We start from the raw sequence: 4,802 nt of genomic DNA, 5'->3' as shown, positions 1-4,802 counted from the left end.
TCATTGCGCAGCGTCCAGGGACTGCGGCCCTGCCGGTTCAGCCGGGTCTTCTCCAGATGCCAGGCCGACCGCAGACTGCCCAGGACGGTGCGGGGCAGGAACCCCCAGAAGCTCTCGCCGAACCGGGCGCTGGCCGGGTCCTCCAGCGTGGCCACCCGCACGTGGTGCCCCCGGTTGTGCTCGATGAAGAAGTGCCCGTACAGGGTCGGCGCAAGAGCGATCTTAGACAGCCAGCGCTCCAGCGACTCCTTCTTGTGCCCGAGCTCGTGGCCGGTGTTGATCGCGATGCCGGACACCACCCCCAGGGTCACGGCCAACCCCAGCTTGTCCACCAGCGACAGCCCCCCGGTACCGAGCAGCCAGCCGGCCACCGCGAGACCGGCGTACTGCAGGGGTAGATACAGAAACAGACACCAGCGGTAGTAGCGGTCCTGCTCCAGCCAGGCCAGGGCGCTCTCCGGCGGGTTGACCGTGTCCTTGCCTATCAGCAGGTCCACGGCCGGGATGATGCCGTACAGCACGATCGGACCGGTCCACCAGAACACCCCCCACCCGGTGGCCTCCACCAGCCCCCAGGCCATGAAGGGGAACAACGGCACGGCCAGACCAAGCAGCCACAGGTACCGCTTGGGATCCCGCCAGGTCGCCTGTTCCCCGAACTCAGCTGCAGTTGCCATGTGTGGCTCCTCGTCGTCTCGACGGCGAACGTGTGTCACGCCGGTTGTGAACACGTGACACGACCATTGCGAACGTCCATCATTTAGACACTTGGCTGCTTAAGCGTCAACACCTTGGACAGTGATTGGTCGAGTAGAGTGGAGCTCACGATGACCCGATTTCGTGAGAGTGTTCGATCCCTGCTCCGGGAACAGGTGCTCAACGCGGCCTACGACCTCGTCGCCGCGGAGGGCTGGAACAAGCTGCGCCTGGCGCCGGTCGCGCGCGCGGCCGGGATCAGCCGACAGACCCTGTACAACGAGTTCGGCTCCAAGCAGGACCTGGGCGAAGCCCTTGTCGAGCGCGAGACCGAACGATTCATGCTCGGCATACAGCAAGAACTCGACGCCAACCGGAACAGCCTGGAAGCGGCGGTGGGCGCTGCCATCGCCTTCACCCTCCAGGAATCCCTCGACAACTCGCTGATCAAGGCCATCCTCACCGCGTCGCGCGGCGGCGAAGACGATCTCCTCGCCTACCTGACCACCCAGCGTGAGCCCGTCTTCGACACCGCCACGGCCGTGCTCGAGGCCTACATCGCCGAAGCCTGGCCCGACATCGATCCCGAATCACGCAGCCTCACCATCGAGGTCATGGTCCGCCTCACCATCAGCCACATGGTCCAACCCGTCGCCTCTCCACAGGAAACCGCCCGGCGCCTGGCCTTGATCGCCCACCGGACCGCCTACTCCGCCTCTGGCCAGAGCACCGGGAACTGAACAGGCCGACCCGGTTCAGCCGGCCATCCAGGTGGTGGATGCCTGGCTCGCTGGCAACGCGTTCCCGGCCCCCGAAGCCCGGCGTCCTCGCGCATAACGACCCCGTCGAGCAGGAGAAGGCGATGAAGTTTGAAGTTCAAGCCGCGCGAGGTGCATCTTCCGGAGTCGGCCGAGGCCGGCGTCCGTGACGGCTGAGCTGCTGCCACCGCAGCTCCCGGAACTGCTGCTGCCCCCGCGGCAGCCGGAGGCACTGATCGCCCCGCTCGGCAGCCCGTGACTGCCCAACAACCAGCAGGTGAAGTTCTCCGCGGACGGCGCACAGTTGGCGGTGGTGGCGCGGCGCACCGAGCGGTTACGTCGCCTGGCGGAAGAGCTGGCCGCTGGTGCCGCAGGCCCTCCGGTAGTAATCGCCGCCGACCTGTCCGAGCCGGGCGGGGCGGCACAGGCCACCGAGCGTCTCGGCGCCGTGGACGTACTGGTCAACAACGCCGGGGCACCATCAGCGGCCTGCAGCCCGAATTGGCCAATACTCTGGTGGGCCGAACACCCTGCTGGGCTTCCTTTTCACTCGAGCTCATCCAGTCGGGCGAACACGCAAAGACATCGCACATTCGCCCGACGCAGGTTCCGCAGAGACGTGGAGCTACGCAACGTTGGGCAACAGAATGTTGTCTTTGGCCGCACTGCGAGCCGCGTGCCGGACCGAGTTCATGGCTTCGCCGAGCACATCGCCGCACCCTCGTCAATTACACCCAGGCCGACTCGGAGGCGGTCGGAATCGGCCGGGCTCGAGGCGCACGTGCGGTGCCGAGATCCACACGAGCGACGTGATCGGAGGGCTATGACCCGGTCGGATCGAGTTGTGTCGGCAGATCGGGCTGCCCGGTGCCGTCGTAGCTGCGGCGAGCGGCCTTCACCTGGTTGAGGTGCTCGTCGGACCAGGCGACGAGGGCCTGGAAGACCGGGCTGAGGCTGCGGCCGAGCTCGGTGATCTCGTATTCGACGCGGGGCGGGATCTCCCGGTGGTAGGTGCGCGTGACCAGGCCGTCGCGTTCCAGCTGGCGCAGGCGCTGGGTGAGGACCTTGGGCGTGATCGGGCCGAGGTAGCGCTCGAGCTCATTGAAGCGCAGCCGGCGGCCGTGGTGCCGGAGCGCCCACAGGATGGGCGTGGTCCACCGGCTGAACACCAGATCCACCACCGGGCTGATCGGGCAGACCTGCTCCGGCCGTTCCTTCATGGTGGCCCGTCCTTTCCGGCTCATTCGCCTGCCGACCAGCGAGATACCGCAGGTGAGAGCCACTATCATCTTGGAACCCACTACATTCCGCATGCTAGCTTCCTCGTGCCGCGAAGAACACACACGGCAACACGGCGAAGACGCCGCGCAGATGCCAGAGCCAGAGCCGGTGCTGTCCGAAACCCGAGGAGCACGCCATGGCACCACTGCACCTCCCGGAACGCGCCGGATGTGCCCGCCCCCAGACCGGGCCCTCCGTCCCGCACGTCCAGTTCACTCAGACCAGCCCGCCCACGGTGCGCGAAGCGCTCCGGGACTGGATGTCCACCGCCCTGCCCGATGTCGTCGCCGCGCCGAGCGAGATCTCCGACCCGGCGAAGATGACGCGGTGGGTCTCCACGGCCTTCCCCGACCTCGACCTTCCCCATGACCTTCCGGGAGAGGAGGCGCTGGGGCTGTTCCTGGACGGGATCGCCGGCGGACGGCGCGGTACTCATGCCGCCGCGGCTGACCGCCGAGTTCGCGCACCTCCACCCCGACGGCAGCCTGCACCTGTCGCTGGCGACCGGCGACCAGCAGGAGCTGATCGGCAAGGGCTGGGGCGAGCGCCACCCGCTGCACTCCGCACAGATCAACGTGGTCATGCTCTACGGCCCGCGCACCGACGAGGAGCTGGCAGTGGCACGGGCCGTGATCAGGGCGGCGTACCGCTACGCCACCGGCCGCGACGACGCAGCGGCCGACGACTCATCCCGCAGAAGGGCCGCCCGTTGATGCTGCAGCTGCGGCCGATGAAAGTCGGCGTCGTCGGCCTGTGCGACGGCAACGCCGCCTGCGACACCTGCCACGTCTACGTACGTGAGGACTGGCTCGGCCGGCGATCTGTACACCTGGGACGGACGGACCCTGGACTCCTCGGCGTCAGCTGTACACGACCGGTGACCGCGTCGGTCATGTCGGGTGATCATGCGTGCCCACCGAGGAATCTCAAGATCGCCGACAGAGTCGCTCATGGCTCATCGCTCGTCATCCATCCTTCAATGCGGCCGCTGCCATGCGCATCTGAGAGAGGGCATGGTCCTCGTGCGCGGGTAGTGTCGCGGCGAGCTCGGTGACGCGCCGCCAGCGGTCGACCGTCGGCCCGTGGCTGCGGCCTGCAGCGGCCACAGCTGACCAGGTGTCGGCGCAGCGCAGCAGCTCGGTGCTGGCCTGGGCCACATCTGCGGAGTCGGTGAGCCGCGCCACGTCGAGGCAGAATTGGGCCTGCAACCGTCGGAAGAGGCCGCCGCCGGTCCCTGCCTTTTCCACAAAGGCGTGGAGGGAGCGGAGTGCGGCATCGAGTTCCGGCTCGGACATGAGCTGCGGCCACTGGTCGACATCCTCGGCGAAGACCGTGACGCCGCTGATCCCCGCAGAAGCGACAGCTTCGGGTGGCAGCGCCGATGCGTCCGGGATGATCGCGGCCGCCGCTGTTTGCATGTTCTCCGCGGATGCGGTGAGGGCGGAGGCGGCGGTGCGGTGCAGGTCGGGGAGGTGCTGCGGCCATTTGACGAGGTAGGTCGTGTGCCTCGTGGGTACGGGGAAGGACCGCGATGCGCGCGCCCGGGCCAGCGCCTCGTAGGGCACTTCTTGGACCTCGAGTCGGTCGTTGTCCACGACGAACGCCGTCGCGGTGTCCTCGTCGTAGCCGACCACGACGATGTCGTGCCGGCTCATCTGGAGGCGGACATTGAGGTACGGCAGCTCGGCGATGTCGGCCCACAGCAGGACGGGGCGCCCTTGCTGAAGCTCGCGTCGCACCCAGTCCCAGCCGGTCGCGGGATCGTCGGTATCGCGCACGTCGACCTCGGCGCCGAGCCTGGTGAGGAGGTCCACCTCGAGGTCGCTGCTTCGCCCTACGAGATAGATCGGCGGGGTGAGCCCAGGTACGCGGAGGTAGGTGAAGCCGAGGCCGCCGCCCATCCCGAAGACGAGACCTTCGCCGGGCACCTCGTTCCAGCCGAGATTGGCCCATTCCAAGAGGTCCCTCAGCGCTCCGGAACCGCAGTGTCCTGCCATGCGGTGTGGGTAGTCCAGCAGGACCCGTCGCGGCTCTGATTGTCGGGGCAGGGCCTCATCTGTCGGGGCG

7 protein-coding genes are annotated in these 4,802 nt (G+C 67.8%); 3 read left to right on the top strand and 4 right to left on the bottom strand.

Annotation, left to right across the window (positions count from 1 at the left end):
- On the bottom strand, positions 1-677 hold a 677-nt coding region (locus tag D7231_RS34375), incomplete at its 3' end, for an alkane 1-monooxygenase (protein ID WP_147449863.1).
- Positions 678-827: 150 nt separating this feature from the next.
- On the opposite strand from D7231_RS34375, the gene D7231_RS34370 reads away from it, so the two are divergent.
- Together D7231_RS34370 and D7231_RS38715 are read left to right on the top strand one after the other, a co-directional pair.
- On the top strand, positions 828-1,436 hold the full coding sequence (locus D7231_RS34370; protein ID WP_120760254.1) for a TetR/AcrR family transcriptional regulator: 609 nt from the start codon (positions 828-830) through the stop codon (positions 1,434-1,436).
- A 295-nt stretch (positions 1,437-1,731) separates the two neighbouring features.
- Positions 1,732-2,361, top strand: coding sequence for an SDR family NAD(P)-dependent oxidoreductase (locus D7231_RS38715; protein ID WP_158673888.1), 630 nt, complete (start codon positions 1,732-1,734; stop codon positions 2,359-2,361).
- On the opposite strand, the gene D7231_RS34360 is transcribed toward D7231_RS38715, so the two are convergent.
- Both D7231_RS34360 and D7231_RS38230 read right to left on the bottom strand, forming a co-directional pair.
- The gene (locus D7231_RS34360) at positions 2,276-2,674 is read right to left on the bottom strand and encodes a winged helix-turn-helix transcriptional regulator (RefSeq protein WP_120760250.1); all 399 of its coding nucleotides are present in this window, start codon (positions 2,672-2,674) and stop codon (positions 2,276-2,278) included. The two genes, D7231_RS38715 and D7231_RS34360, sit on opposite strands and share 86 nt — an antisense overlap.
- Before the next feature lie 277 nt (positions 2,675-2,951).
- Positions 2,952-3,074, bottom strand: a complete 123-nt coding sequence (locus D7231_RS38230) for a hypothetical protein (protein ID WP_277875674.1) — start codon at positions 3,072-3,074, stop codon at positions 2,952-2,954.
- Between the two features lie 95 nt (positions 3,075-3,169).
- Here D7231_RS38230 and D7231_RS37180 point away from each other — a divergent pair, with 95 nt between their 5' ends.
- Entirely contained in the window at positions 3,170-3,448 is a 279-nt protein-coding gene (locus tag D7231_RS37180) for a luciferase domain-containing protein (RefSeq protein WP_199739521.1), read from the top strand.
- A gap of 252 nt (positions 3,449-3,700) precedes the next feature.
- Here D7231_RS37180 and D7231_RS34350 read toward each other — a convergent pair.
- Positions 3,701-4,802, bottom strand: a 1,102-nt coding sequence (locus D7231_RS34350) for a BtrH N-terminal domain-containing protein (RefSeq protein ID WP_206752006.1), incomplete at its 5' end; no start/stop codon positions are given.

It is taken from the genome of Streptomyces klenkii (assembly GCF_003626645.1).
Classification (GTDB): Bacteria; Actinomycetota; Actinomycetes; order Streptomycetales; family Streptomycetaceae; genus Streptomyces; species Streptomyces klenkii.
The sequence above is the reverse complement of the archived record's forward strand: the minus strand, read 5'-3'. Positions and strand labels throughout refer to the sequence as shown.

Coding starts and splice junctions, on each gene's coding strand:
- D7231_RS34360 (WP_120760250.1), bottom strand. CDS start 2,674: ATGAAGGAACGGCCGGAGCAGGTCTGCCCGATCAGCCCGGTGGTGGAT.
- D7231_RS34370 (WP_120760254.1), top strand. CDS start 828: ATGACCCGATTTCGTGAGAGTGTTCGATCCCTGCTCCGGGAACAGGTG.
- D7231_RS37180 (WP_199739521.1), top strand. CDS start 3,170: ATGCCGCCGCGGCTGACCGCCGAGTTCGCGCACCTCCACCCCGACGGC.